Raw genomic sequence first — 26,590 nt, forward strand, 5'->3', positions numbered from 1 at the left:
GCAATGGCGGTTCCAGCGCCTCGCCAGGCTCACGGGAATCTCGTCCACTACGTGGCATCGCTCTGGCGCGCTTGGTGATTCGCCATCTCAACCCATGCTTGTGGACACGACCCATGCTATCAGCGGCTACCTTCGCTGAATCTCGTTCAGGAGGATGATTGGAGGAGGAATGCTGCGGCACGGCGACCGTCGATGCTGCAGTGTGTATGACCTAGGAGGGATGGCGGGGTGCGCCAGCCCCGCCCTTAACCCAGCTTGCGGCCGTACAGTTGTCCGGCGTCGGCGTCGCGGCCGTTCGGCTCGTGCCATTCCAGCGTGGCGCCCCGTTGCAGCGCCGCGTAAACGGCCTCGCCCTTGTTCTTGACGTGCAGGCGCTGGTAGAGCGTGCAGGCATGCGTCTTGGCCGTTGCGACCGAGATGTTCAGCATCCGGCTGACCGTCTTGATGGGATAGCCGCGCGCCAGCAGCACCAGCACTTCGTATTGCCGCGGTGTGATCTGCAGCAACTGGGCGCCGGCGCTGACCGGCATGGCGCCCTTGCCCGCGCCATCGTCCAGGTCGCGCACCGGCAAGGCGCAGCTTGCCTGCGCCGGCGCCTGCAAGGCCTGTTCGCTGGGAAAGCACTGCCCGCCCGCCATGACCAGGCGGATCGCCGCTTCCAGGATTTCGACCGACGCCGTCTTCATCAGGCAGCCGTAGACGCTGGCGCCGGGCAGGCCCTGCACCGGCATGGGCAACGGCATGACATCCGTCAGCAGCAGGATGCGCTTCGGACTCAGCTCGCGCTGGATCTCGTGCAACGTGCTCCAGGCTTCCTCGCTATCCACGGGCAAGCCGTAGATGAGCAGATCGGCGCCCGCATGCCCGCCACTGGCCTTGGAGACATCGGCCAGCCCCATCCCCTCGATTTCCCACACATCGTCCAACTTGCTCAGAATCTGCCACAACCCCAGCCGCAGGAGCGGATGGGCTTCAATCAGGACCATCTTGGCCATGGTGTCCTCCCGGTTTTTCAACAGGCCTAGAAGGGATCTTCGCTGTGCTGAAGACTATTTTTTTCCAGCCCTCGCGGGGGTGGTCCGCAATATCCCGGAATATCTAATGACGCTGCACCGGGCCATTTGGGCTGGGAGACTTTCGTAGCCAACATAACGGATGGCATGAACCCATCTTATGGTTCGGAATTGGCAAAATCAAGACGTTGCGTGGCGATATAATCCGACAAAAACAGAAATCATTCGTTAGCCTTAATCACCATCGTAAATCCGGATGAGAGCGGGCCATCATCCATTCATCCGCTAGGGTTTTTACCAGGATCTCCCCGCTCCGATCGTACCCCCACCGCACGGCGCAAGAGCGTGGCACCGGCCGCAAGGGCCGTGTTCAGACTGCTGAAAGGTTAGGTCGCGCCTGGCCGCGGGGGCTGTCACGGATCGCACGGATAGGCCGGATTGGCGCAAAGGCTTGTCTATATGTTTCCATCGACACATTAAGCCCGGGCCGGGAAATCGCAATCGAAATATAGGTAACATTTTTATTTTCAATCACTGCGGCGTCATTTACTCCATATAGGCGAAGTCGAATACCGTATGCCCACCCTGGTGATGCCAATGGTGCATTGAAGCATGACGTTTTCTCAGGAAACTGGCGTAGTGGATTTCGCCATCCGTCTCCACATAGGTGGAGGGCGACAATTCCTCGATGCGGTTGAGCGAGACGCCCTTGCCGTAGTGGCAGAAGCCTTGGTACTGCGCGCAGCGGATCACCTCTCCCGCAGGCGAGACAACGATTCCGGCGTTGCGGGCCCGCATCGGATTGCGCACGATGGGGTTGCAGGCATGTGGCGTCCATTGGGTCGAGCGCGGCGAATCGGCGAAAAAGGCAAACAATTCATCGCAATGATTCTGGCCATCCGTTCGGTCGATATTGGTTAATAGCCACCAATATTCTCCACGCTTGAATATAATGGTATCGACCGCGGAAACATCGGTCATCAGGGTCATGTCCAATTCCCATTTCAACGGAAATTCGGTGCATTTCCATAATTCTATGCTGCGATTTCCGCAGGTTTCCGGGACCATGTAGGTCACGCCCTCGTATTCAAAGATATACGGAAACGATAAATGATAGGGCAGGTTCAAGGCCGTCCCCAACAGGCGGAAAGCCCCGTCCTTGTAGGTTGCGACCGAGATCGTGCCCTTGCGCGAATTAAAATCGTAGTCTTCGAAAAATATATATGGATTTTTGTCTCGCGTATATACAAAGGGGTCGGCGAAGAATCGCCCCTTGGGTGGCTGCAATACCATCGCTTCCGATACCACCGCCTGCTGCCGGACCGACGGAAACATACCGATCCGCCATCGCACATTGCGTCCCATGACGCGCCGCACAATCAAATCCGTCATTAACCACGCCTGGCGCGCAATATAGGCGGCGCTGTCCCATTCGACCGGATCATCGCGGCGCTGGCCGCTCAGGATCTGCATGCCGGGCGGCGCCACGCCCGGCCGCGCGCGCGCCAGCGCCAGCAGCGCGTCGTAGACCATGAAATTGCCCAGGCTGAACGCCCGCGTCTGGTTCTTCAGCCAGAACACCTCGGTGTTGAAACTGCGCTGGTCCAGCAGCGTATCCTCATCTTCGCCCGCGCCCAGCCGCCACAGCTTGACGGTGGTGTGGTCCTCGCGCTGGTAGACCTCCCAGAATCCAGCGTAGCGGCTGGTGGCGACGGCGATGTCGGAGTACCCCACGTGCCAAACCCCCAGCCTCGCCCAATCCGCCATGCGCGCACGCAACGGCGGTAGTGGCGGCAGCGCGCCCAGCACGAGCACCAGGTCCAGGCCGAGCGCCGCCACGCCGTCGTCGCGGCCGGCGTCGCGCGGATCGTCCGGCAACGTCAGGACTGGCGTCGAAGGCGGCAGACCGTCGCGCATGTCGCGGCAAGCCAGCATCTGCCGCTGGCGCGCCGGCAGCAGGCGCGACTCCAGCCGCGACAGCGTGCCGAACAGTGCTTTCGTGCCCAGGCGGGGCTCGGGAACGGTTTTTTCCATCACCAGCAACGCCGCCAGGTCGTAGTCCTGGCTGCGCGCGAGCCACTCGGCCATGTCGTGGATCCACCCCGGCTGGTCGGTGCCATCCAGCAACAGCCCCACTCTGTAGGTCTTCATATCTCCTGCTCCTGTGTCTGGGCGAATTGGCCGCGGCACCGGAACGGCGATCGGGCTCGCCAGGCGCATCCACGGTGCCACGCTTTCAAGTCCTCGCGCTGATACTGCGGCGTTTTGGCTTGGTCTTCCAGACGGCTTTCAACCTAGGGCGCTCGTCCGAGGACAAACGGCGCAGCGCCGTTTGGGCGAGACCCACGCTTCTTCCTCGGCCAACCGCACGGGCCCTCGTGCAAAGGAACGAGGCGGTCATCCGGACCGTCTCGGGATTCATGCGTACCAGCTAGGGATAACCACTATCGCATCCTGGCACCGGCTCACGCATACTGTTTTCAAACGAACGTTTGAATTCAACCTAATGCAAGAACTCAGATCCTCCAGCACCCGCGAATCGATCCTGGACACCGCCGAAGCCCTGTTTGCGCAACAGGGCCACGACGGCACGTCCATGCGCCAGATCACGGGCGCGGCGGGCGTCAATCTGGCGTCGGTCAACTATCACTTCGGCTCCAAGGAATCGCTGGTCCAGGCCGTGCTCAAGCGGCGCCTGGAAGTCCTGAATCGCGAACGACTGCGCCTGCTCGACGAGCTCGAGGCCCAGGCCCAAGGCAAGCCGCTCAAGCCGTCGCAGATCGTCGACGCCTTCTTCGGCACGCTATTGCGGCTGGCGGCCGATCCGGAGCAGGCGGGAAGCACCTTCCTGCCGCTGCTCGAACGCACCATGACCGACCCGGCCGGCTTCATCCGCGCCCTGTTCGCCGAGGAATACGCCGACGTGCTCGAGCGCTATCGCAATGCCTTGTTCGCCGCCCTGCCCGACGTGCCGCGCGCCGAAATCGTGTGGCGTTTCCAGTTCATGCTCGGCGCCACCTCCTACGCCATCATCGGCACCGACCTGTTGCGCTCGGTGACCGGCTGGACGCTGGACGAGTCCGAGCAACCCGACAACCCCGAGCTGCTGCTGCCCCGCCTGATGAGCTTCCTGCTCGGCGGCCTGCGCGCTCCCCTACCGCAGCACCCCGTCACCTAGGGCCCCAGGGTCGGCGCGGCGCGGCGGTTCCAGAGAATTCAAAAAAGGAGACTAGGAAATGAACGCAGTCATCGTCGCGCTGATCGTCATCGCGCTGCTGGCCGCCGTCCTGCTGGGCGTGCGCCCGCTCAGGCGGGCCTTGCTGTCGGCGCCGATCTTCAATCTCTACCGCAAGGTGCTGCCGCAGATGTCGGACACCGAGCGCGACGCCCTGGAGGCCGGCACGGTCTGGTGGGAAGGCGAGCTGTTCCGCGGCCGGCCCGACTGGAAGCGCATGCTGGCCTACCCGCGCCCTCGCCTGACCGACGAGGAACAGCACTTCCTGGACCACCAGGCCGAAGAGGCCTGCCGCATGGTCAACGACTGGAACATCACGCAGGAACGCTTCGACCTGCCCGCCGAGGTCTGGGACTATCTCAAGCGCAGCGGCTTCCTGGGCATGATCATCCCCAAGGAATACGGCGGCCTGGCCTTCTCGGCCTACGCCCACTCCGAGATCGTGACCAAGCTGTCGACGCGCTCGTCGGCGCTGGCGGTGTCGGTGATGGTGCCCAACTCGCTCGGCCCGGCCGAGCTGCTGCTGCACTACGGCACCGATGAACAGAAGAACCACTACCTGCCGCGCCTGGCGCGCGGCGAGGAAGTGCCGGCCTTCGCGCTGACCAGCCCGTGGGCCGGTTCCGACGCCGCCGCCATCCCCGACAGCGGCATCGTCTGCAAGGGCGAATGGCAGGGCCGCGAAGTGATCGGCATGCGCGTCAGCTGGGACAAGCGCTACATCACGCTGGCGCCGGTCTGCACGCTGCTGGGCCTGGCCTTCCGCCTGTACGACCCGGACGGCCTGCTGGGCGGCAAGAAAGACCTGGGCATCACCTGCGCGCTGGTGCCGCACGACCATCCCGGCGTGGACACCGGCCGCCGCCACTTCCCGCTGAATGCGATGTTCATGAACGGCCCGACCCGCGGCCACGACGTCTTCATGCCGCTGGACTTCATCATCGGCGGCCCGGCCATGGCCGGCCAGGGCTGGCGCATGCTGATGGAATGCCTGGCGGCCGGCCGCTCGATCTCGCTGCCATCGTCCAACACCGGCATGTCCAAGCTGACCGCGCGCGCCGTCGGCGGCTACGCCCGCGTGCGCAGCCAGTTCCGCACCCCGGTCGGCAAGTTCGAAGGAGTCGAGGAGGCGCTGGCCCGCATCGGCGGCCACACCTACATGATGGACGCCGCGCGCAGCATGACCGCCGGCGCCGTCGACCTGGGAGAAAAGCCCTCGGTGGTATCGGCCATCGTCAAGTACCACGTCACCGAGCGCGCGCGCCAGGTCGTCAACGACGGCATGGACGTGATCGGCGGCAAGGGCATCTGCCTGGGACCGTCCAACTTCCTGGGCCGCGCCTACCAGCAGATTCCCATCGGCATCACCGTGGAAGGCGCCAACATCCTGACCCGCAGCCTGATCATCTTCGGCCAGGGCGCGATCCGCTGCCATCCCTACGTGCTGGCCGAGATGCGCGCGGCGCAGTCGTCCGACCGCAGGCAGGGCCTGATCGATTTCGACCAGGCCTTCTGGGGCCACGTCGGCTTTGTCGCGCGCAACAAGCTGCGCGCGCTGGGCACCGCCCTGACCGGCGGACGCTTCATCGGCATCGACGCCGACGTCGCGCCCGAAATGAAGCGCTACTACCAGTTGCTGAGCCGCTATTCGGCCGCTTTCGCGCTGCTGGCCGACACCTCGATGCTGGTGCTGGGCGGCAGCCTCAAGCGCCGCGAACGCCTGTCGGCGCGCCTGGGCGACATCCTGTCGCAGATGTACCTGGCCAGCGCCGCGCTCAAGCGCTTCGAGGACGAGGGCCGCCAGGGCGCCGACGCGCCGCTGGTGCACTGGTCGGTGCAGGACGCGCTGTTCCGCCTGCAGGACGCCATCGACGGCGTGCTGGAAAACTATCCCAACCGCGTGGTGGCGTGGAGCCTGCGCCGCATCGTCTTCCCTTGGGGCCGGCCGCAGTCGCTGCCGTCCGACCAACTGGGCCAGGACGTGGCGCGGCTGCTGATCAACCCGGGCGCGACCCGCGACCGCCTGACCGCCGGCTGCCACCTGCCCGCCACCGCCGACGAACCGGTCGGCGCGATCGAGCTGGCGCTGGCCGCCACGCTGGAGGCCGAGCCGATCGAATCGAAGATCCGCGAGTTCGAGAAGCGCGGCACACTCGAAGGCAATCCGCAGGCCAACGTGCGCGACCTGGCCGACGCCGTCTTTGCCGCCGGCGGCATCACCGCCGAAGAATATGCGGTGGTCAAGCGCCGCAATACCTTGCGCGATACCGTGGTGAAAGTGGATGATTTCCCCTTTGACCTCGGCGCCACCGGCGCGGTCAAGCCGGTCAGCGAACGCAAGGCAGCCTGAGGCCCGTCCACACACCAAGGAGATCGGATGGCATTCAAACCGGTATACGTGGTCGACGGTGCCCGCACGCCCTTCCTGAAGGCGCGTTCGGGCCCCGGCCCGTTCGCGGCCGGCGACCTGGCCGTGCAGGCCGGGCGCGGCCTGTTGCTGCGCCAACCCTACGCCCCCACCGACCTGGACGAAGTCATCGTCGGCTGCGCCGCGCCGTCGGCCGACGAGGTCAACATCGGCCGCGTGATCGCGCTGCGCCTGGGGTGCGGCAACAAGGTGCCCGGCTGGACGGTGATGCGCAACTGCGCCTCGGGCATGCAGGCGCTGGATTCCGCCATCGCCAACATCCAGACCGGCCGCTCGCAGCTGGTGCTGGCCGGCGGCACGGACGCCCTGTCGCGCGCGCCGGTGCTGTTCTCGGACGACATGGTGCGCTGGCTGGCCAACTGGTACGCGGCCCGCGGCGTCGGCGCCAAGCTCGCCACGCTCGGCCGCCTGCGCCTGCGCCACCTGGCGCCGGTCATCGGCCTGCTCAAGGGCCTGACCGACCCGGTGGTGGGCCTGTCGATGGGCCAGACCGCCGAGAACGTCGCCACCCGCTTCGGCATCAGCCGCCAGGCCATGGACGCCTATTCGGCGCAGAGCCACGCGCGCGCGCTGGCCGGGCGCGCCAACGGCGCCTTCACCGAGATCACGCCGCTGATCGACACGCAGGGCAAGCTGTACCCGGACGACGACGGCGTGCGCGAGGACTCCACGCCTGAAAAGCTGGCCAAGCTCAAGCCGGTGTTCGACAAGCCCTGGGGCAACATCACCGCCGGCAACAGCTCGCAGGTCACCGACGGCGCGGCGATGCTGGTGATGGCCTCCGAGGAAGCGGTGCGGCGCTGGAACCTGCGGCCGCTGGGCCGCATCATCGACAGCCAGTGGGCCGGCCTCGATCCGGCCATGATGGGCCTGGGGCCGGTGCATGCCGCCACCCCGATCCTGCAACGCCACGGACTCGGCCTCAATGACCTGGACTTGTGGGAGATCAACGAAGCCTTCGCCGCCCAGGTGCTGGGCTGCCTGGCGGCCTGGCGGGACGAGGCCTATTGCCAGGAACACTTCGGCACGCCCGCATGGGGCGAGCTCGATCCGGCGCGCCTGAACGTGGACGGCGGCGCCATCGCCATCGGCCATCCGGTGGGCGCATCGGGCGCCCGCATCGTGCTGCACCTGCTGGAGGCGCTCAAGCGTCGCGGCGCGCGCCGCGGCATGGCCGCCATCTGCATCGGCGGCGGCCTGGGTGGCGCCATGCTGGTCGAAACCCTGGAGGACCGCCCATGAACACGCTGGAGACGCTCTCGCACTGGCGCCTGGAGCGCGACGCCGACGGCCTGGCGTGGCTGACGTTCGACCGCGCCGCCAGCGCCGTCAACGCGCTGTCCGCCGACACCATGGCGGAACTGGCGACGGTGCTGGACGCGCTCGACGCGCAGCCGCCCAAGGGCCTGGTGATCCGCTCGGGCAAGCCGACCGGCTTCATCGTCGGCGCCGACGTCAACGAATTCGCCGAACTGAACACGCCGGAACAGGGCCGCGCCCTGGTGGCGCGCGGCTGGAACCTGTTCAACCGCCTGGCGGCGGTGCGCTATCCGACGCTGGCGCTGATCCAGGGCCACTGCCTGGGCGGCGGCCTGGAACTGGCGCTGGCCTGCCGCTACCGGCTGGTGGAGGACGCGCCCGGCGCCTCGCTGGCGCTGCCGGAAGTGATGCTGGGCATCTTTCCCGGCTGGGGCGGCATGCTGCGCCTGCCCGCCGTCATCGGCGCGCCGGCCGCGCTCGACATGATGCTGACCGGCCGCGGCGCCGACGCGCGCCGCGCGGCCGCGCTGGGCCTGGTGGACGCGCGCGTGCCAACCCGCCTGCTGCAGGCGGCGGCGCGCGGCATGGTGCTGTCGGGCAAGCCGCCGCGCCGCGCGCGCGGCCTGGGCGCATGGCTGAACCGCTGGCCGCTCAAGGCGGTGGCCGCCAAGCGCGCCCGCAAGCAGGTCGCCGCCAAGGATCCGCTGGGCCACTACCCGGCCGCGCCCGCCATCATCGAACTCTGGGAAAGGCACGGCGGCAACGCCTTGCAGGCGCCGGCGCTGATCGATGCCATCATCGCCTCGGACACCGCCCGCAACCTGCTGCGCGTGTTCCGGCTGCAGGAGCGACTGAAGGCCAACGGCCGCCAGCCCGGCATCGCGCCGGTGCGCCACGTGCACGTGGTCGGCGCGGGTGTGATGGGCGGCGACATCGCCGCCTGGTGCGCGCTCAAGGGCCTGACCGTGACGCTGCAGGACCAGGACATGGCCCGCATCGCGCCCGCCATCAAGCGCGCCGCGACGCTGTTCTCGCGCCGCCTGAAGGATCGCCGCGCGGCGCGGGCCGCCTTCGACCGGCTGATGCCCGACCCCGCCGGCGGCGGCGTGCCGCTGGCCGACGTGGTGATCGAGGCCATCAGCGAGAACCCGGAGGCCAAGCGCGGGCTGTACCAATCGCTGGAGCCGCGCATGAAGGCCGACGCGCTGCTGGCCACCAACACCTCCAGCCTGTCGCTGGAAACGCTGAGCGCCGGGCTGGCCCGCCCCGAACGGCTGATCGGCATCCACTTCTTCAACCCCGTGGCCAAGATGCCGCTGGTGGAAGTCGTGCATGCGGACGGCACTGCCGCGCAAACGCTGGCGCGCGCCAACGCCTTTGTAGGACAGATTGGAAAATTGGCCTTGCCCGTGCGTAGCGCCCCCGGTTTTCTGGTCAATGCGGTGCTGGCACCGTATATGCTTCAGGCCATGCGAAATATCGACGACGGTCTATCGCCCGCCGCCGTGGACGCGGCCATGGTGGCATTCGGCATGCCGATGGGCCCGCTCGAGCTGGCCGACACCGTCGGCCTGGACATCGCCCGCGCGGCGGGGCAGGAACTGGCTGGCGGCGCCGAGCCGCCGCGCTGCCTGGCCGAGAAGCTGGCGCGCGGCGACCTGGGCAAGAAGAGCGGCCGCGGCTTCTACACCTGGCGCGACGGCAAACCGGTCAAGGACGGCCAGGGCGGCGCGCAGGCGCCGGCCGGCCTGGCCGAGCGCCTGATCCAGCCTTTGGTCGATGCCACCCGCGAGCGGGTCGAGGCCGGCGTGGTGGCCGACGCCGACCTGGCCGACGCCGGCGTGATTTTCGGAACCGGGTTCGCGCCGTTCACGGGCGGACCCCTGCATTACCAGAGCAGTCGCAGTGCCTAGCGCAGTAACGCGTCAACAAACCAAACCGGCCTGGACCCCCTTGAGCCGGATAGACCGGGACGACGAGACCGGCAGTGCCATAGAGACATACCTATCCAACATGAGGAGGCAGTACCATGAGCAGACGTTCATTGTCCCTGAGCACCCTGTCCGCCATTGTGGTCGGCCTGGGCGCCACCAGCGCCGCCCACGGCGCCGGCTTTCAGCTCCTTGAGCAGAATGCCAGCGGCCTGGGCAACGCCTACGCGGGCTCGGCGGCAAATCCGGAAAACGCCAGCATCATCTACTACAACCCGGCGGGCATGACCTACCTGCCGGGCATCAATGTCTCGGGTGGCGTCAATCTGATCAAGCCCTCGTTCAAGTTCTCGGACAACGGCAACAGCCGCAATCCGACGGCGCTGGGCGGCACCCGCCCCACCGGCGGCGACGGCGGCGATGCCGGCAACCTGGGCGTCGTGCCCAACCTGTACGGCTCGTGGCAACTGAGCGACCAGTGGTTCATCGGCCTGGGCATCGGCGCGCCGTTCGGCCTGATGACCGAATACGACAAGGGCTGGGAAGGCCAATACCACTCGAACAAGTTCGAGATCAAGACCATCAACATCAACCCGTCGATCGCCTACAAGGTCAACGACAAGTTCTCGATGGGCTTCGGCGTCAACTGGCAGCACATCGACGCCACCTACAAGAAGAAGACCGTGGTGCCCGTGGCCCTGCCCGGCGGCCGCACCGTCTTCACCAACGGCGACGCCGACCTCAACCTGAAGGGCGACGCCTGGGGCTGGAACGTGGGCTTCATGCTGCAACCCACCGAAGACACCCGCATCGGCCTGTCGTACCGCTCCAAGATCAAGCACACCGCCAAGGGCGACACCGATATCGACAACATCGGCCCAACCCGCCAGTCGGTCTCGTTCGACGCCAAGGCCTCGGTCGACCTGCCCGACACCCTGATCCTGAGCGCCACCCACCAGCTCAACGAGAAGTGGGAACTGCTGGGCGACATCTCCTGGACCGGCTGGAGCAGCATCCCCGACCTGAAGATCCGCAACTCCGGCACCGGCGCGCGCGATGACGACCTGCCGCTGAACTTCCGCGACACGTGGCGCATCGCCGTGGGCACGTCCTACAAGTTCGCGCCCGACTGGAAGTGGAAGTTCGGCCTGGCCTACGACCAGTCGCCGGTCCACAAGGCCGAGGACCGTCCGACCTCGCTGCCCGACAACGACCGCTACTGGTTCTCGACGGGCGTGCAATGGCAGGCCACCAAGAGCACCACGCTCGATCTGGGCTATACCTATCTCTACCTGCGCAAGACGGACATCGACACCACGTCCGGCAACCAGCTGACCAAGGGCCGCGTCGCGGGCACCTATGACAGCAGCGGCCACATCTTCGGCCTGCAACTGTCGTCCCGCTTCTAGCCCTGCCGGGGCGGATGACGGGCCGGCCCCGTCTTCCGCCCGCATTTTCAGGAGACTTCCTTGAGCAAGTTCGTCGTCAAACACGTCGCCGTGCTGGGTGCCGGCGTCATGGGCGCGCAGATCGCCGCCCACCTGGCCAACGCCGGCGTGCCCGTCACGCTGTTCGACCTTGCCGCGCCCGAAGGCGACCGCAACGGCATCGTCAAGAAAGCCCTGGCCGGCCTGAAGAAGCTGGAGCCCGCGCCGCTGGCCAGCCCCGCCCGCCTGGCCCTGATCACCCCGGCCAACTACGACGACCATATCGAACAGCTGCGCGGCTGCGACCTGATCATCGAAGCCATCGCCGAGCGCATGGACTGGAAGACCGCGCTGTACGAGCGCATCGCGCCGCACGTCGCGCCCGGCGCCATCATCGCCTCCAATACCTCCGGCCTGTCGATCGACGCGCTGGCCAACGCCCTGCCGGCCGCGCTGCGCGACCGCTTCTGCGGCATCCATTTCTTCAATCCGCCGCGCTACATGCGCCTGGTGGAAATCATCGCCACCGCGCACACCCAGGCGCCGGTGCTGGACCAGCTCGAAACCTGGCTGACCTCCACGCTGGGCAAGGGCGTGATCCGCGCGCTCGACACGCCCAACTTCGTGGCCAACCGCATCGGCGTGTTCTCGATCCTGGCCGCCATGCACCACACTCAGCGCCTGGGCCTGGGCTTCGACGAGGTCGACGCCCTCACCGGCCCCAAGATCGGCCGTCCCAAGAGCGCCACCTACCGCACCGCCGACGTGGTCGGCCTGGACACGCTGGCCCACGTGGTCGGCACCATGGACAAGAACCTGCCGGACGATCCCTGGCACCGCTATTTCACGCTGCCCGCCTGGCTGTCGGCCCTGATCGCCAAGGGCGCGCTGGGCCAGAAAAGCGGCGCCGGCGTCTACCGCAAGGCGGGCCGCGAAATCCAGGTGCTGGACCTGCAGGCCCAGGACTACCGCCCCAGCGCCGGCAAGCTCGCCGACGAGGTCGCCGCGCTCCTGAAAGAACGCGATCCGGCCAAGCGCTTCGCCGCGCTGCGCGCCAGCGACCATCCGCAGGCCCAGTTCCTGTGGAGCCTGTTCCGCGACATCTTCCACTACAGCGCGGTGCAGCTCGGCCAGGTGGCCGACAACGCCCGCGACCTGGACCTGGCCATGCGCTGGGGCTTCGGCTGGGCCCAGGGCCCGTTCGAGACCTGGCAGGCCGCCGGCTGGCAGGCCATCGCCCGCGCCGTGGCCGAGGACATCGCCGCCGGCCGCGCCATGAGCGACGCGCCGCTGCCCGCCTGGGCCCTGGAGCCCGAGCGCCAGGGGGTACACACGCCCGCGGGCTCGTATTCCGCGCGCAGCGGCAAGCTGCATCCACGTTCGGCGCTGCCGGTCTACCAGCGCCAGCTGTTCCCCGAGCGCGTGTTCGGCGAAGGCCCCGACGACCGCGGCACCACGGTCTGGGAAAACGAAGGCGTGCGCCTGTGGAACCTGCCCGAGGTCGACGCCGGCATCGCCATCCTGTCGGTCACGTCCAAGAACCACACGCTGGGCGCCGAGGTGCTCGAAGGCATCCTGCAGGCCGTGGCCCGCGCCGAGCGGGACTTCGACGGGCTGGTGATCTGGCATGACGCGCCGTTCGCCGTGGGCGCCAACCTGCAACAGGTGTCGGAAGCCTGCGCCGCCGGCCAGTGGGACATGCTGGAAGCCACCGTCGAAAAATTCCAGCGCACCTCGCAGTCCTTCAAGTACGCGCAGATCCCCACCGTGGCGGCCGTGCAGGGCATGGCGCTGGGCGGCGGCTGCGAATTCCTGATGCACGCCTCGCACCGCGTGCTGGCGCTGGAAAGCTACATCGGCCTGGTCGAGGCCGGCGTCGGCCTGATCCCGGCCGGCGGCGGCAGCAAGGAATTCGCCGGCCGCGCCGCGGCGCTGGCGGCAAAGACCGCCACGCCCGGCGAGGTGTTCCCCTTCCTGCAGCCGGTGTTCCAGACCATCGCCATGGCGCGGGTCGCCAAGAGCGCCATCGAGGCTGTCGACCTGGGCTTCGCGCGCGAACAGGACATCGTGCTGTTCCATCCTGGCGAGCTGCTGTTCGTGGCCATCGGCCAGGCGCGCGCCGCCGCCACCGCCGGCTACGTGCCGCCGCCGCGCCTGCAGGGCGTGCCGGTGGCCGGCCGCAACGGCATCGCCAACTTCGAGATGGTGCTGGTCAACATGCGCGAGGGCGGCACGATCAGCGCCCACGACTACCGCGTGGCCCGCAGCGCCGCGGTGGCGCTGTGCGGCGGCGAGGTCGAGACGGGCGCCAAGGTCGACGAGGAATGGCTCCTGGCGGTCGAGCGCAAGGAGTTCGTGGCGCTGCTGCGCACGCCCGAGACCCAGGCGCGCATCCGCCACACCCTGGACACGGGCAAGCCACTGCGGAACTGATAGTCCCCCCCCCGAAGCGCCTGCGGCGCTTCCCCCCCAGGGGGACGCCGGTGGCGGACCGGCGAAGCCGGATCCGCGCGGCCCCGCTTGTGGGGGACCGTGGTGTGCATAGAGGGTGATCGTTATGGATACGAGGAAATGATATGAGCAAGCAGATTCAAGAGGCTTACATCGTTGCGGCGACGCGGCTGCCGGTGGGCAAGCGCAATGGGGTGTATGCCACCACCCGGCCCGACGACATGCTGGCGGCGGCGCTGCAGGGCGTGTTGAAGCAGACGCCGTGGCTCGATCCGGCGCGCATCGACGATGTCATCACCGGCTGCGCCATGCCGGAAGCCGAACAGGGCATGAACGTGGCGCGCATCGGCCTGCTGCTGGCCGGCCTGCCGCAGAGCGTGGCCGGCGTCACCGTCAACCGCTTCTGCGCCTCCGGGCTGCAGGCGGTGGCCGACGCCGCCGCGCGCATCCGCAGCGGCGAGGTCGACATCATGATCGGCTCGGGCACCGAGTCCATGAGCGCCATGCCGCAGATCATGGGCAACAAGGTGTCGCTCAACCCGGCCATCTTCTCGCACCCCGAGAACGTCGGCATGGCCTTCGGCATGGGCCTGACCGGCGAGAAAGTGGCCGAGCAATGGAAAGTATCGCGCGAAGACCAGGACGCCTTCGCGCTGGCCTCGCAGCAGAAGGCCAACGCCGCCATCGCCGCCGGCCACTTCCGCGCCGAGACCACGCCGTTCGAGGTGGTGACGCGACTGCCTGGCGGATCCAAGGGCGAGGTGCGCGAGACCCGGCGCCTGGTCGAAGTCGATGAAGGCCCGCGCCCCGACAGCAGCGCCGAGGGACTGGCGCGGCTCAAGCCCGTATTCGCCGCGCGCGGCAGCGTCACCGCCGGCAACAGCTCGCAGATGTCCGACGGCGCCGCCGCGGTGGTGCTGGTGTCCGAGCGGGTGCTGCGCGAATTCAACCTCAGCCCGCTCGCGCGCTTCGTCAGCTACTCGGTGGCCGGCGTGCCGCCGGAAGTCATGGGCATCGGCCCCATGGCCGCCATTCCCAAGGTGCTGGCGCGCGCCGGCATCGCCCAGGACGACCTGGACTGGATCGAACTGAATGAGGCCTTCGCCGCGCAATCGCTGGCGGTGATCCGCGAACTCAAGCTCGATCCGTCCAAGATCAACCCGCTGGGCGGCGCCATCGCGCTGGGCCATCCGCTGGGCGCGACCGGCGCGATCCGCACCGCCACGCTGATGCACGGCTTGCGCCGCACCGGCGGCAAGTACGGCATGGTGACGATGTGCATCGGCACCGGCATGGGCGCGGCCGGCCTGTTCGAAGCCATGTAACCGAGGCTATGTAAAGCGGTGAAGCCCTATTGGTTCAAACGCCTGTCGCCGGCCTGGCGCGCGCGCCTGATGCGGGTGGGATTCAACCTGCACCCGGCGTTCCGCGCCACCGGCGGCCGGGTGTTGCACGTGTCGCACGATTTCCAGCACATCCGCATCAAGCTGCCCTTGCTGCGGCGCACGCGCAACATCGTGGGCTCGATGTACGGCGGCTCGCTGTTCGCGGTGACCGACGGCGCCCATCCCACCATGCTGATGGCGGCGCTGGGCGCGGACCACATCGTGTGGGACAAGGCGGCATCCATCCGCTACCGCAAGCCCGCCTATACCACGCTGTATGTGGACTTCCGGCTGCCGCCGGGAGAAATCGCGGACATACGCAGGATTCTTGCGCGTGACCACGAGACCACCCGGACCTACACCGTGGAATTGAAGGACAAGGACGGCGTCGTCTATGCCGTCGTGGAACGCACGATCTACATCGCCGACAAGAAGTACTACAAGCAGAAAACGACTGGAGGAGACCCATGCGTGACATCATCCCCGGAGGGCGCGCCGCCGCCCTGAGCCTGGTCCTGGCCGCCTGCCTGACGGCCGCCCCCGCGCTGGCCGCCGACATGGACGTGGCCGGCGTGCGCCTCCCCGCGCAGTTGTCCGAAGGCGGCCACGCGCTGGTGCTGAACGGCGCCGGCCTGCGCACCAAGTTCGTGGTCAAGGTGTATGTGGCGGCGCTGTATGCCAGCGCCAGGAGCCAGGACGCCGCGACCCTGATCAACAGCAACGACCCGCGCCGCATGCGGCTGCAACTCTTGCGGGATGTCGATAGCAAGAGCCTGGACGCGGCGCTGCAGGAAGGATTGCGCGACAATACGCCCAAACAGGAACTCGCCGCGCTGCAACCGTCCGCCGCGCGCCTGTCGGCGCTGATGGCCGAGATCGGCTCGGCCCGCGAAGGCGACGTGATCGACCTGGACTTCGACGCCCGCGGCGTGACCATCACCGATAACGGCAAGCAGCGCGGCCGCATCGACGACCCGGCCTTCGGCCGCGCGCTGCTGCGGGTCTGGCTGGGCAACGATCCGGCCCAGTCCTCCCTGAAAAAAGCCCTGTTGGGAGCCCCTTGAAGATGGAACGAATCTGGCAGAAAAGCTACCCTCCGGGCATCCCCAAGGACATCGAACTGGACAGCGCCACCACGCTGGTCTCGATCGCGCGGGACAGTTGCCGGCGTTTCGCCGACAAGCCGGCGTACCTGAGCATGGGCAAGACCATGACCTACGCCGAACTCGACCGCCTGACGCGCGACTTCGCCGCGTGGCTCCACGCCAACGGCCTGCGCAAGGGCGATCGGGTGGCGCTGATGATGCCAAACCTGCTGCAGTACCCGGTGTGCCTGTTCGGCACCCTGCGCGCCGGCTGCACCGTGGTCAACTGCAATCCGCTCTACACCGCGCACGAACTGGCGCACCAGCTGGCCGACGCCGGCGCGCGCGCCATCGTGGTGGCCGACAACTTCGCCGCCACGCTGCAAAAGGCGCTGCCCGACACCCCGGTCGAGAAAGTGCTGGTGACCTCGATCGGTGAACTGCTCAGCCCGCTCAAGGGCCGCCTGGTCGACTTCGTGGTGCGGCGGGTCAAGCGCATGGTGCCGGCCTGGTCGATCCCCACCGCCATCCGCCTGGGCGCGGCGTTGCGGGAAGGGCGCGACCTGCCGTTCGAGGAGGTCGCCCTGACCCAGGACGACCTGGCCTGCCTGCAATACACCGGCGGCACCACCGGCGTGGCCAAGGCCGCCATGCTGACCCACGGCAACCTGGCCGCCAACGTGACCCAGGCCCACGCCTGGATCAAGCCGCTGGTCAAGGAAGGCGAGGAGTGCATCGTCACGGCGCTGCCGCTCTACCATATCTTCGCGCTCACGGCGAACTGCCTGGCCTTCATGAAGATCGGCGCCAGCAGCCTGCTGATCATCAACCCGCGCGACATTGGCGGGCTGATCAAGGAAATGGCCAAGGTGCCCTTCAGCGCCTTCACCGGCGTCAACACCTTGTTCAACGCCCTGCTCAACCACCCGGACTTCGCCAAACTGGATTTCTCGCGCCTGCGGCTGACCATGGGCGGCGGCATGGCGGTGCAGCGCGCCGTGGCCGAACGCTGGCTGGCCGTCACCGGCCGCTCGCTGGCGCAGGCCTATGGCCTGACCGAGACCTCGCCGGCGGTGACCATCAATCCGCTCGACGTGCAGGTCTTCACCGGCTCGATCGGCCTGCCGGTGCCGTCGACCGACCTGTCTATCCGCGACGACGACGGGCGCGAGCTGGGCGTGGGCGAACGCGGCGAGATCTGCGTGCGCGGCCCGCAGGTGACGCAGGGCTACTGGAACCGGCCCGACGAGACCGCGCTGGTGATGACGCCCGACGGCTACCTGCGCACCGGCGACATCGGTTATGTCGACGAGGCCGGCTACGTCTTCCTGGTCGACCGCAAGAAGGACATGATCCTGGTGTCCGGCTTCAACGTCTATCCCAACGAGGTCGAGGACGCGGCGGCGCTGCATCCAGGCGTGCGCGAGGTGGCCGCCATCGGCGTGCCCGATGAACGCTCGGGCGAAGCGGTCAAGCTGTATGTGATCCGCAAGGATCCCAACCTGGACGCCGAAACGCTGATCGCGCATTGCCGCACCCAGCTCACCGGCTACAAGGTGCCGCGCTACGTCGAGTTCCGCGACGATCTGCCGCGCACCAACGTCGGCAAGATCCTGCGGCGCGAACTCAAGCCGGCCGCCGCGGCGCCGCAGAAGGACACCGCGGGCGCCTGATGCCGACACGGGCGCGGCGACGGGCGATCCGCCCGCGCCGCCGCCCAGGGTCTTTCACCACTGCCCGAAGAACACCCCGGCGCGCTTGTGCGCGTTGGTGCCCTGCTCCACCGCCGCGTCGCTCAGGGTGGTGCGGCGCTTGCCACGCAGCATCCAATCCAGCAGGCGCTCGCGCAGTTGCGACCGCACCGCCGCATGCGCGGCGCTGGCGCCCAGGTCCTGGAACTCGTCGGGATCGGCCTGCAGGTCGTACAGCTGCTCGGGTTCGTCCAGCCAGTACACGTAGCGCCAGCGGTCGGTGCGCACCGACCAGGCGCGCGCATTCTGCGGCGTCTTGCCGCGCAGGATGCGCGCCTGGCGGAAGCTGTAGTCCAGCTCCGAAAACACGCAGTCACGCCAGGGATCCTCGGCGCCACGGCCGTGCAGCACGGTCTGCAATTCGCGCCCTTCGAGCCGGTGCCACGGGCGCGGCGCCTGCAGCGCGCGCAGCACCGTCGGCACCAGATCCACGCTTTCCACCATGTCCGCCAGCGCCTGGCCGCGCGTCGCATCGGCCTCGGCCGACGGGTCCATCACGATGAACGGCACGCGCTGCACGGTGTCGTAGAACAGTTCCTTCTCGCCCAGCCAGTGGTCGCCCAGGAAGTCGCCGTGATCCGCCGTGAACACGATCAGCGTGTTGCGCATCAGGCCCGCGCCTTCCATGTAGTCGAACAGCCGCCCCAGGTGGTCGTCGAGCTGGCGGATCAGGCCCTGGTAGGCCGGACGCACCACGCGCACGCATTCATCGGTCGAGAAGCTGACGCTTTCCTCGTGCTGGCGGTAGGCCGCCACCACCGGATGCGCGCCGGCCAGTTCCTCGCGGTTGCGCCGCACCGGCAGGCACTGGTCGGCCGTGTAGCGCTGATGGTAGGGCGCCGGCGCCATGTAGGGCCAGTGCGGCTTGACGTAGCTCAGGTGCAGCACCCAGGGCTGGCCGCCGCGCTGCTGCATGAAGCGCAGCGCCTGGTCGGTCATGTAGGCGGTTTCGGAATGCGGCTCGGCCACCCGCGACGGCAGGTGCACGTTGCGCATGTTCCAGCCGCTGACCACCTGGCCGTGCGCATCGACGCCGGCGATGACGTAGTCGGTCCAGGGGTCGGCGCTGTCGTAGCCCTGGCTGCGCAGGAACGCGGGGTAGCCGCTTTCCTTGCCCGGTTCGTGGTGGCCGTCGTAGCGATCGACCTCGATGAAGCCACCGCGCGACAGCAGCGCGCCCAGCTCGGAGCCGCCGTCGATCGACAGGCGCTCCATGCCGGCGCGGTCGGGAATGACGTGGGTCTTGCCCGCCAGCGCCAGGTCGCGCCCCTGTCCCGCCAGGTACTCGCCCAGCGTGATCTCGTTGACCGACAGCGGCACCCGGTTCCAGGTGGCGCCGTGGCGCGACGGATAGCGCCCCGTGTAATAGCTCATGCGCGACGGGCCGCACACGCCGGAATTGACGAAGGCGCGGTCGAAGCGCGCGCCGCGCGCGGCCAGCGCGTCCAGGCTGGGCGTCTGCAAATAGGGATGGCCATAGCAGCTCAGGTGATCCGCCCGCAGCTGGTCGGCCATGATGAACAACACATTCTGCACCGTGCTCATCGTCGCCCGCCTATTGCGTGGCCGTGAAGCCGGACGCCTTCACCGCCGGCTCCCATTGGGCCCGGTAGGCGTCCAGCTCGCGCCCGGTGGCGGCGGCATCCGCCGTCACCGGCTCCAGATACGACTCGCGCACCGCCTGCTGCATGGCCGGCTCGCGCATCACCGCGGCGATGTCCTCGCCCAGCCGGGCGGCCTTGGCCGGCGCCATCGCCGACGAGGCGAAGAACGCGTTCCAGCCGTCGGCCGCCAGGTCCACGCCGGCCTCGCGGAAGGTCGGCACCTCCGCCAGCAGCGGATCGCGCGCCTCGCCCGAGGTCGCCAGGATGCGGATCTTGCCGGCGCGGTGCTGCGGCAGCAGCGTGTCCAGCGTGTCGACCGCCTGCGGCAGCACGCCGCCGATCAGTTCGGAGATCAGCGGCGCCGAGCCGCGATACCCCACCACCTCGGGCTCCTGGCCGATCTGGCGGCCCAGCATCAGCGCGAAGAAGTGCGGCAGGCTGCCGGTGGCCGGCACGCCCACCGAGAACTGGCGCGGGTTATCGCGCAGCCATTGGCGCAGCCCCGCCACGTCGCGGATGGGCGAATTGGCCGCCACCGCCAATGCGAACTTGTAGCGGCTGACCAGCGACACCGGCTGGAAATCGCGGCGGGCGTCGTAGCCGGGTTCGGCGTAGACCAGCGGCGCCACCACCATCACCGCCGGATTGGCCAGCATCAGCACGTTCTGCCGCGTCGCCAGCGCATGCAGGCCCTGGGCCGCGATGCGGCCGCCGGCCCCGGTCTTGTTTTCGACCACCACGGTCACGCCCAGCCGGTCCTTCAGGCGGTCGGCCACCAGCCGCGCGATGCGGTCGGAACTGCCGCCCGGCGGATAGCCCACCACGATGGTCAGGGCGCCGTCCAGCGGCGCCTGCTGGGCACAGGCAGGCGCGGCCGAAGCCGCCGCGAGCGCCGCGAACGCGGCGCAGGATATCCAATTACGCACGGTAGTCTCCCTGGTGACAACGGCCCGCTGTCGGTTATGTTTGCGCATGCCGGGCCTGGGCCTGGATAGGCGAGACGACTGTAGCGCCGTGAAGATTGCTTGATCTAATCCAGTACTTGCCATAACGATATGAACTGCCAATACTCGCCATAACGATATGCGCCACGCCATGGACGCGGCGCGCCGTTGGCAGGAGACGACCATGCCCCCGCAAGATCCCGTCGAACACCCCCTGGCCGGAATGCTGATGTACCAGCTGTACCAGGCCTGGGCGCAGTCCAACCCCGTCTTCGTGCGGCTGTGCGAAGGCCGCTTCGGCATCACCCGGCGCGAATGGCGCCTGCTGGCCTGCGCGGTCGAGGGCGGCATCATGACCTCGGCCGAACTGGCCGCGGCCGCCAGGCTCGACCTGGCGCGCACCTCGCGCACCCTTGGGTCCCTGTGCGAGAAAGGCTGGCTGCGGCGCCTGCCCGACAGCGCCGACCGGCGCGTGGTGCGCATCGAGGCCACCGACGAGGGCCTGGACCGCTACCACGCCCTGCTGCCGGAGGTCATGCGCCTGAACGACCTGCTGGTGCAGGACCTGGATGCCGCCGAGGTCGCCCTGCTGCGCGACCTGCTGACCCGCATCGCCGGGCGCGGCCAGCGCATGGCGCGGGACAACCTCATCACCGACAAGGCCAGCCGGCGCGAGGGCGGAACGCGGCGCGCGCAATACGGATGACGGCGCGCAGCCCCTTTATTTTTAAGGGGTTACCCTGATACGCTTGGGCGGCCTCCTTCTACGGACCTGCCATGCCCGGCGCAAAATCGAATCCCGTCTTCCGCTACTTCGAAAACCTGATCGACCCGTTCCGCGACGCCCCCGACATCACCCCGCCGGGTCGCGTGCTGCGCTTCTACGCCTACTACCTGTGGCAGGTCTGGCCGATCTTCGCCATCCTGCTGCTGGTCGGCCTGGGCGGCGCGTTGGTGGAGGTGGCGCTGTTCAGTTTCCTGGCCGACCTGGTCGACATGGCGCAGCACACCCCGCCGGCGGACTTCTTCCGCGAGCACGCCTACACGCTGGTGTGGATGGCGTTCGTGGTGATGGTGCTGCGGCCGCTGTCGATCGCGCTGCACGACCTGCTGTCGCACCAGACCATTTCGCCCAGCCTGACCACGCTGGTGCGCTGGCAGAACCACCGCTACGTGCTGAACCAGGGGCTGGCGTTCTTCCACAACGACTTCGCCGGCCGCGTCGCCAACCGCGTGCTGCAGACCGGCAATTCGCTGCGCGATTCGGCGGTGCAGTCGGTGGATGCGCTGTGGCACGTCATCCTGTACGCGGCCAGCGCGCTGTACCTGTTCGCCGAGGCCGACTGGCGCCTGGTGATTCCCCTGGTGCTGTGGATCGCCATCTATTGCGGCATGCTGGCGTACTTCGTGCCGCGCATGCAATCGCGCGCCGTCATCGCCTCGGAGGCGCGCTCCCGGCTGATGGGCCGCATCGTCGACGGCTACACCAACATCTCCACGCTCAAGCTGTTCGCCCACGCCCGCCGCGAGGAAGACTACGCGCGCCAGGCCATGACCGAACAGACCGAAAAGCAGCGCCTGTCGACCCGCGTCATCACCGCCATGGACGTGTCCATCAACACCCTCAACGGCATCCTGATCGCCAGCACCGCCGGGCTGGCGCTGTGGCTGTGGAGCATCGGCAGCATCAGCCTGGGCGCGATCACGCTGGCGCTGGGCCTGGTGATCCGCATCAACAACATGTCCGCCTGGATCATGTGGGAAGTGAACGGCATCTCGGAGAACGTCGGCATCGTGCAGGACGGCCTGGCCACGATCTCGCAGCCGCGCCAGGTCGTGGACCGCCCCGACGCGGTGCCCTTGCGCATCACGCGCGGCGAGGTGCGCTTCGAGGACATGTCGTTCCATTACGGCAGCGGCCGCCAGATCATCCCGCACCTGGACCTGACCGTGCATGCGGGCGAAAAGATCGGCCTGATCGGCCCGTCGGGCGCCGGCAAGTCGACCCTGGTCAACGTGCTGCTGCGGCTGTATGACGTGGAAGGCGGCCGCATCCTGATCGACGGCCAGGACATCGCCGGCGTCACCCAGGAAAGCCTGCGCTCGCAGATCGGCGTGGTCACCCAGGACACCTCGCTGCTGCACCGCTCGATCCGCGACAACCTGCTGTACGGCCGGCCCGACGCCACCGAGGCGCAACTGCGCGACGCCATCGACCGCGCCCGCGCCGCCGAATTCATCGACGCCCTGGTCGACGGCGACGGCCGCCGCGGCCTGGACGCCCACGTCGGCGAGCGCGGCGTCAAGCTGTCGGGCGGCCAGCGCCAGCGCATCGCCATCGCCCGCGTGCTGCTCAAGGACGCGCCCATCCTGATCCTGGACGAAGCCACCTCGGCGCTCGATTCCGAAGTCGAGGCCGCGATCCAGGAAAGCCTGGAGGCGCTGATGCGGGGCAAGACCGTCATCGCCATCGCGCACCGCCTGTCCACCATTGCCCGCATGGACCGGCTGGTGGTGCTGGACGGCGGCCGCATCGTCGAATCCGGCACCCACGCCAGCCTGATCGCCCAGGGCGGGCTGTACGCGCGGCTGTGGAGCCACCAGACCGGCGGTTTCGTCGGACTGGACTAAGGCGGCGGGCGGGCGTCGCGCCGCCGCCACACGGGAAGATCCTGTACGTACATGCTGTACGTACAGGTGTACACTGGCGGCTTTCAACCCCCTGACAGACGCACGCATGAACGTCTGCGCCGCGAGAAAATCCCCCTGGAGACTCCGATTGTGACGACCGCAACCCCCCGTTCGCCCTTCTTTGGCACGATGCAGAAAATCCCCGGCGGCCTGATGCTGGTACCGCTGATCCTGGGTTCGCTGCTCGGCACCTTCGCGCCCGACGCGCTGGCCATCGGCGGCTTCACCACCGCCCTGTTCAAGAACAGCGCCCTGCCGCTGATCGCGCTGCTGATCTTCGCCACCGGCACCCACGTCAATGCGCGCACCGGCGGCCCGATCCTGGCCACCGCCGGCACCATCCTGCTGATGAAAACGCTGGTTCCGGCCACCCTCATCATCATCCTGGGCAGCTACGTCGGCCTGGACGGCGTGCTGGGCGTGTCGATCCTGGCCATGCTGGCCGCCTTCGACAACAGCAACGGCGGCCTGTGGCTGGCCTACACCGGCCAGTACGGCGACGCCCGCGACCGCGGCGCCTACGTTGCCAGCGCGGTCAACGACGGCCCCTTCTTCAGCCTGCTGTTCCTGGGCGCCTCGGGTCTGGCCGACATCCCCATGATCGCCCTGGTGGCGGCGCTGGTGCCGTTCCTGCTGGGCGTGGTGGTCGGCAACCTCGATCCCAAGTGGCGCGACGTGCTCAAGCCCGTGCCCAACATCGTCATCCCCTTCTTCGCCTTCGCGCTGGGCACCGGCATCAACCTGGGCGCGGTCGTCAATGGCGGCATCACCGGCCTGATCCTGGGCCTGATCATCAGCCCGATCACCGGCGGCCTGGTCTACCTGGGCTATCGCCTGATCCTGCGCCGCGGCGGCAAGAGCGGCCTGGGCTTCGCGGCCGGCACCACCGCCGGCAACGCCATCGCCACGCCCGCCGTGGTCGCGGCCGCCGATCCCAACTTCCAGCAGTACGTCTCGACCGCCACCGCGCAGGTCGCCGCGTGTGTGCTGATCAGTTCGATCCTGGCCCCGGTGCTGGCTTCGTACTTCCTCAAGCGCGCCGGTGAACTCAAGTCCGAGGACGCCGCCGACGACGCGGCGGCGGGCGGCTACCGCGAGGCGCGCGGGGAGGCCCTTTGAATCCCGCCATCGCCATCGTCGCCGACGACCTGACCGGCTCCGGCGACACCGCCGTGCAGTTCGTGCGGGCCGGCTGGACCACCCGCCTGTCGATCGACGGCGCGCACGAGGCGCTGGCCGCGCCGGCCGCCGACGACGTCGACGTGCTGGCGGTCACCACCCACAGCCGCGCCCTGCCCGCCGCGCAGGCGTACGCGGTGATCCGGCGCAACGTCGAGCGGCTGCGCGCCGCCGGCGTCGCCCGCCTGTACAAGAAAGTGGACTCGACGCTGCGCGGCGCCTTCAAGGCCGAGATCGACGCGGCGCGCGCGGCCTGGGGCGATGACGCCATCGCGGTGGTATGTCCGGCCTTCCCGGCCACCGGCCGCACCGTGGAAGACGGCGTGCTCATGGTGAACGGCCAGCCCGTCACCGCCACCTCGGCCGCCACCGATCCGGTCACGCCCGTGACCGAAAGCCATATCCCGACCCTGCTGGGCTGCGCCCACGTCGCGGCCAAGGCGGGTGAATCGCCCGAATCGCTGGCCGCGCGCATCGCGCAGGCCGGCGCCACCGTGGTGGTGGATGCACGCGACGACGCCGACCTGGAACGGCTGGCGCGCGCCATCGGCATCCTCGGGCCGCGCGCCCTGCCGGTGGGCGCGGGCGGCCTGGCCGTGCCGCTGGCCCGTGTCTGGGCCGGCGCCGACCAGACCGCCCCGGTGGTCGTGGTGGTGACCTCGCAACACAGCGCCGCCCGCGCGCAGGCCACCGCGCTGCAAGCCGCCGGCGCGCGCACCTGGGCGCCTTCGCTGGCGGACCTGGCCGATGACGCGGCCTGGCGCAACTGGTGCGAGCCGCTGCTGCGCGCCCACGCGCAGGCCGGCGCCGATGCCGCCGGCACCCTGCTGTTGCTGGCCCCGGCCGGCCAGCGCGAAGGACTGGATTCCGACACCGTGGCGCAGCGCCTGGGCGCGCTGGCGGCGCAGGCCATCGGCGCCTCGCGCGCCGCCGGCGTGGTCGCCACTGGCGGCGACGGCGCGCGCCAGGTGCTGCTGGCGCTGGGCGCCGGCGGCATCGCCCTGGTGGATGAAGTGATCGGCGGCGTGCCCCTGGGCACGCTGACCGGCGGCACGGCCGACGGCCTGCCCGTGGTGACCAAGGCCGGCGGCTTTGGCGCCGAAGACGTACTGGTTCGCGCCGTGCGCGCGATCCGCGACAGGAGATTCAAGCGATGACACAAACCCCCGCTCCCAAGCTGCCGCTCTTGGCCGTCACCCTCGGCGACGTGGCCGGCATCGGGCCGGAAATCACGGCCAAGATGCTGATGGGCCATGACGAACTGCGCCAGAAGGCGCGCCTGGTCGTGGTCGGCGACGTCGACGTGATGGTCAACGCCGTGCGCGGCCTGGGCGGCGATCCCGCCATCGTGCGCCGCGTCGAGCGTCCGGCCGACGCCACCAACGCCCCCGGCATCATCGAAGTGTTGCAGGCCGGCCCCTCGCTGGGCCACGTCAAGCTGGGCGAGATCAGCGCCGACGCCGGCGACGGCTCGGTGCGCTTCGTCACCACCGCCTGCGCCCTGGCGCGCGCCGGCGAGGTCGACGGCATCGTCACCGCGCCGCTGAACAAGGCCGCCATGCACGCCGCCGGCCACAAGTGGCCCGGCCACACCGAACTGCTGGCGCACGAATTCGGCGTCAAGACCTTCTCGCTGGTGCTGTCCGCCGGCGATCTCTACATCTTCCACGCCACCACCCACGTGTCGCTGCGCCAGGCCATCGAAGACCTGACGCCGGCGCGCATGCGCGCGGTGCTGCGCCTGGCCGGCTCGTTCGCCAAGGCCCTGGGCCGCGGCGACCGTCCGGTGGCGGTGTCGGGCCTGAACCCGCACGCCGGCGAGAACGGCATCTTCGGCACCGAAGACGCCGACATCCTGGCGCCCGCCGTGGCCGAGGCCAACGCCGCCGGCATCCTGGCGGCCGGCCCGATCCCGGCCGACGCGCTGTTCCCGCAAGCCGTGCGCGGCAAGTGGCAGTTCGTGATCGCCTGTTATCACGACCAGGGCCACGCCCCCTTCAAGGCCGTCTATGGCGATGACGGCGTTAACATCACCGTCGGCCTGCCGGTGGTGCGCGTGTCGGTCGATCACGGCACCGCGTTCGACATCGCGGGCCAGGGCATCGCCCGCGAAGACAGTCTGATCCTGGCCGCCGAGCGCGCCGCGCATCTGGCCCCGGGCTGGACGCATGTATGGGAAACTGCGCGGGCTCAAACAGGAGGTTGA

19 protein-coding genes are annotated in these 26,590 nt (G+C 68.6%); 15 read left to right on the forward strand and 4 right to left on the reverse strand.

All coding sequences use genetic code 11. The annotated features are described in order from the left end of the window. Nucleotides 1-245: 245 nt before the first annotated feature. Nucleotides 246-995, reverse strand: coding sequence for a response regulator transcription factor (locus ABFG95_RS05345; RefSeq protein ID WP_348995539.1), 750 nt, complete (start codon nucleotides 993-995; stop codon nucleotides 246-248). A gap of 564 nt (nucleotides 996-1,559) precedes the next feature. After that, nucleotides 1,560-3,164 carry a hypothetical protein gene (locus tag ABFG95_RS05350; protein WP_175146596.1) on the reverse strand — a complete coding sequence of 535 codons (1,605 nt, stop codon included), beginning with the start codon at nucleotides 3,162-3,164 and terminating at the stop codon, nucleotides 1,560-1,562. Between the two features lie 355 nt (nucleotides 3,165-3,519). On the opposite strand from ABFG95_RS05350, the gene ABFG95_RS05355 reads away from it, so the two are divergent. From ABFG95_RS05355 to ABFG95_RS05400, 10 genes are all read left to right on the forward strand, one after another. Then, nucleotides 3,520-4,191: a TetR family transcriptional regulator gene (locus ABFG95_RS05355; protein ID WP_049072963.1), complete on the forward strand. Its 672-nt coding sequence runs from the start codon at nucleotides 3,520-3,522 to the stop codon at nucleotides 4,189-4,191. Between the two features lie 58 nt (nucleotides 4,192-4,249). Further along, nucleotides 4,250-6,598: an acyl-CoA dehydrogenase gene (locus tag ABFG95_RS05360; protein ID WP_348995541.1), complete on the forward strand. Its 2,349-nt coding sequence runs from the start codon at nucleotides 4,250-4,252 to the stop codon at nucleotides 6,596-6,598. Nucleotides 6,599-6,625: 27 nt separating this feature from the next. After that, nucleotides 6,626-7,918 (forward strand): acetyl-CoA C-acetyltransferase, encoded by a 1,293-nt coding sequence (locus ABFG95_RS05365; protein WP_348995542.1) that lies wholly within the window; start codon nucleotides 6,626-6,628, stop codon nucleotides 7,916-7,918. Beyond that, complete coding sequence (locus tag ABFG95_RS05370) at nucleotides 7,915-9,849, forward strand: 3-hydroxyacyl-CoA dehydrogenase NAD-binding domain-containing protein (protein ID WP_348995543.1); 1,935 nt, start codon at nucleotides 7,915-7,917, stop codon at nucleotides 9,847-9,849. Before ABFG95_RS05365 ends, ABFG95_RS05370 begins: the two co-directional genes overlap by 4 nt. A gap of 116 nt (nucleotides 9,850-9,965) precedes the next feature. Then, nucleotides 9,966-11,276, forward strand: a complete 1,311-nt coding sequence (locus tag ABFG95_RS05375) for an outer membrane protein transport protein (protein WP_175147138.1) — start codon at nucleotides 9,966-9,968, stop codon at nucleotides 11,274-11,276. A 60-nt stretch (nucleotides 11,277-11,336) separates the two neighbouring features. Next, on the forward strand, nucleotides 11,337-13,727 hold the full coding sequence (locus ABFG95_RS05380; protein WP_348995544.1) for a 3-hydroxyacyl-CoA dehydrogenase/enoyl-CoA hydratase family protein: 2,391 nt from the start codon (nucleotides 11,337-11,339) through the stop codon (nucleotides 13,725-13,727). Nucleotides 13,728-13,870: 143 nt separating this feature from the next. After that, nucleotides 13,871-15,070, forward strand: a complete 1,200-nt coding sequence (locus ABFG95_RS05385) for an acetyl-CoA C-acyltransferase (RefSeq protein WP_059271886.1) — start codon at nucleotides 13,871-13,873, stop codon at nucleotides 15,068-15,070. 18 nt (nucleotides 15,071-15,088) lie between these two features. Then, a complete protein-coding gene (locus ABFG95_RS05390; RefSeq protein WP_054417268.1) occupies nucleotides 15,089-15,637 on the forward strand; it encodes a DUF4442 domain-containing protein in 549 nt (182 codons plus the stop codon). After that, nucleotides 15,598-16,194, forward strand: coding sequence for a chalcone isomerase family protein (locus ABFG95_RS05395; RefSeq protein WP_049072955.1), 597 nt, complete (start codon nucleotides 15,598-15,600; stop codon nucleotides 16,192-16,194). Before ABFG95_RS05390 ends, ABFG95_RS05395 begins: the two co-directional genes overlap by 40 nt. Before the next feature lie 2 nt (nucleotides 16,195-16,196). Continuing rightward, on the forward strand, nucleotides 16,197-17,888 hold the full coding sequence (locus ABFG95_RS05400) for an AMP-binding protein (RefSeq protein ID WP_059271890.1): 1,692 nt from the start codon (nucleotides 16,197-16,199) through the stop codon (nucleotides 17,886-17,888). A 54-nt stretch (nucleotides 17,889-17,942) separates the two neighbouring features. Here ABFG95_RS05400 and ABFG95_RS05405 read toward each other — a convergent pair whose 3' ends face one another. Both ABFG95_RS05405 and ABFG95_RS05410 read right to left on the reverse strand, forming a co-directional pair. Next, nucleotides 17,943-19,511, reverse strand: coding sequence for a sulfatase-like hydrolase/transferase (locus tag ABFG95_RS05405; protein ID WP_348995545.1), 1,569 nt, complete (start codon nucleotides 19,509-19,511; stop codon nucleotides 17,943-17,945). Nucleotides 19,512-19,521: 10 nt separating this feature from the next. Beyond that, nucleotides 19,522-20,496 (reverse strand): Bug family tripartite tricarboxylate transporter substrate binding protein, encoded by a 975-nt coding sequence (locus ABFG95_RS05410; protein WP_238908412.1) that lies wholly within the window; start codon nucleotides 20,494-20,496, stop codon nucleotides 19,522-19,524. Nucleotides 20,497-20,698: 202 nt separating this feature from the next. Between ABFG95_RS05410 and ABFG95_RS05415 the strand changes: the two genes are divergently transcribed. The 5 genes from ABFG95_RS05415 to pdxA all read left to right on the forward strand — a co-directional run bounded on the left by ABFG95_RS05415 (nucleotide 20,699) and on the right by pdxA (nucleotide 26,590). Next, a complete protein-coding gene (locus ABFG95_RS05415) occupies nucleotides 20,699-21,220 on the forward strand; it encodes a MarR family transcriptional regulator (RefSeq protein WP_054417333.1) in 522 nt (173 codons plus the stop codon). Between the two features lie 71 nt (nucleotides 21,221-21,291). Continuing rightward, entirely contained in the window at nucleotides 21,292-23,145 is a 1,854-nt protein-coding gene (locus ABFG95_RS05420; RefSeq protein ID WP_059271896.1) for an ABC transporter ATP-binding protein, read from the forward strand. 150 nt (nucleotides 23,146-23,295) lie between these two features. Further along, nucleotides 23,296-24,324, forward strand: a complete 1,029-nt coding sequence (locus ABFG95_RS05425; protein ID WP_080977377.1) for a 2-keto-3-deoxygluconate permease — start codon at nucleotides 23,296-23,298, stop codon at nucleotides 24,322-24,324. Beyond that, on the forward strand, nucleotides 24,321-25,541 hold the full coding sequence (gene dtnK, locus ABFG95_RS05430; protein WP_348995546.1) for a D-threonate kinase: 1,221 nt from the start codon (nucleotides 24,321-24,323) through the stop codon (nucleotides 25,539-25,541). The genes ABFG95_RS05425 and dtnK overlap by 4 nt, the downstream gene beginning before the upstream one ends. Continuing rightward, nucleotides 25,538-26,590: a 4-hydroxythreonine-4-phosphate dehydrogenase PdxA gene (gene pdxA, locus ABFG95_RS05435; RefSeq protein WP_063585149.1), complete on the forward strand. Its 1,053-nt coding sequence runs from the start codon at nucleotides 25,538-25,540 to the stop codon at nucleotides 26,588-26,590. The genes dtnK and pdxA overlap by 4 nt, the downstream gene beginning before the upstream one ends.

The sequence above is a fragment of the Achromobacter sp. HNDS-1 genome (genome assembly GCF_040084795.1).
In the GTDB taxonomy this organism is placed as follows: Bacteria; Pseudomonadota; Gammaproteobacteria; order Burkholderiales; family Burkholderiaceae_B; genus Achromobacter; species Achromobacter ruhlandii.